The organism is Bacillus sp. P4_D3 (genome assembly GCF_056401855.1).
The window spans coordinates 1-2,011 of record NZ_JBFUIN010000563.1 but is presented as its reverse complement, the minus strand read 5'-3'; the positions used below and the strand labels follow the sequence as shown (position 1 = coordinate 2,011).

The 2,011-nt window shown below is 32.0% G+C and carries 1 protein-coding gene; it reads left to right on the top strand.

Features of this window, described 5'->3' with window-relative positions:
• Positions 1-166: 166 nt before the first annotated feature.
• Positions 167-2,011, top strand: a 1,845-nt coding sequence (locus AC1DTM_RS24090) for an endonuclease MutS2 (protein ID WP_477001066.1), incomplete at its 3' end; no start/stop codon positions are given.

The window sequence follows — 2,011 nt, the reverse complement described above, 5'->3', positions numbered from 1 at the left end:
TTATTACACTTGCCTTGTAAATGTAAAAGCTGCGGTATCCCCGCAGCTTTTTTGTATATATTTTTAATGTATAAAAATGGTAATTAAATAATATAGAATTCATTGGAATCTAATGAGTAGGTATCTTCATTGATGATAGAAATCAATCATAGTGAGGAGAAACAAAATGAATACGATGACTTTTGAAAAGTTACAATATAACGAATTAATGGAAATAGTGAAATCTTATTGTGTAAGTGGTTTAGGTAAGGAATTATTAAATAAATTAGAGCCGAGTACGAGTATAAAAGTAGTGAGAAATCGCTTAAATGAAACGACAGAAGCACGAGCTATAGTAGATGCGGAAGGGCATGTTCCTTTTTTCGGGATTTCTAATATTGCTAGTACAATTCAAAAATTAGAAAAAGGGATGATTTTAGACCCAGCAGAATTAGTAAGTGTTTCAGACTTTTTACGTGGGTGTCGAAAGATTAAAAAGTTTATGCTAGATAAAGAATTTTTTGCGCCAGTATTAGCTTCTTATGCAAATTCAATGACTGAATTTAAAAGTATTGAAGAGGAAATTAACTTTTCAATTAAAGGAAATAGCATTGATGCAGCGGCTAGTAAAGAGTTAAAACGAATTCGAAATAACATTGATTCTGTAGATGGAAAAATAAAAGAACGTTTAACGAAATTTTTAAATAGTAGTGCAAATAAGAAGTATATTCAGGAATTCTTTATTAGTAAAAAGGATGATCGCTATACGATTCCAATCAAATCTACCTATAAAAATCAAGTTGCAGGAAGTATTGTTGAAGCATCTGCAAAAGGTTCTACTGTATTTATAGAACCACATACGGTTACAAAATTAAATGCGGAACTAGCAAGTTGGAAAGCAGAAGAAGCGATGGAAGAGTATCAAATTTTAGCGACTTTATCAGGAATGATATTAGAAAATATTTATCATATAAAAATTAATATGGAACTGATTAGTCAATATGACATGGTATTTGCGAAAGCGAAGTTTAGTAAAAGTATCGATGGAATAGAACCGAAGTTAAACGATCATGGTCACATTCATTTAGTGAATTGTAAGCATCCGCTTTTAACAGGGCAAGTTGTACMGTTAAATTTTGAAATCGGTCAAGAGTACCGTAGTTTAATTATTACAGGACCGAATGCGGGCGGGAAAACGATTGTGTTAAAAACAATTGGACTTTTAACATTAGCGACAATGTCTGGCTTGCACATCGCTGGAGATAAAGAAACGGAAATTGCTATTTTCGAAAATGTGTTTGTAGATATAGGTGATAATCAAAGTATTGAAAATGCACTAAGTACATTTTCATCTCATATGAAAAATCTGTCTGAAATTATGAGGATGTCAAATAATAATACGTTACTACTATTTGACGAAATAGGAAGCGGCACAGAACCAAATGAAGGTGCGGCGCTTGCGATATCTATTTTAGAAGAATTTTATCTAACGGGATGTATTACAATTGCGAGTACACATTACGGAGAAATTAAACGATTTTCAGAACTGCATGGTGATTTTATGAACGCAGCAATGCAATTTAATAGTGAGACATTGGAGCCTCTTTATAAATTAGTGATCGGTAAATCTGGTGAAAGTAATGCACTTTGGATTGCAAATAAAATGAATGTAAAAGAACATGTACTGCAAAGAGCGAAAGAGTATATGGGAAATAAAGAATATCGTTTAGAAAAAGTGAATGAAAGCAAAATTAGAAAACCGAAATTCGTGCAAGAAAAAAGAGAAAATCACTATGAATATAAGATTGGCGACCGTGTGAAATTATTAGATCATAACGATTTCGGAATCGTATATAAGGAAAAAGATAATTTCTATAATGTCGTTGTATATTATAACGGTGAATTCACTGAAGTGAATGTAAAACGTATTACTTTAGACGTGGCAGCAAAGGAATTATATCCAGATGGATACGATTTAAATACACTATTTGTCGATTATAAAGAAAGAAAAATGCAACACGATATTGAGCGC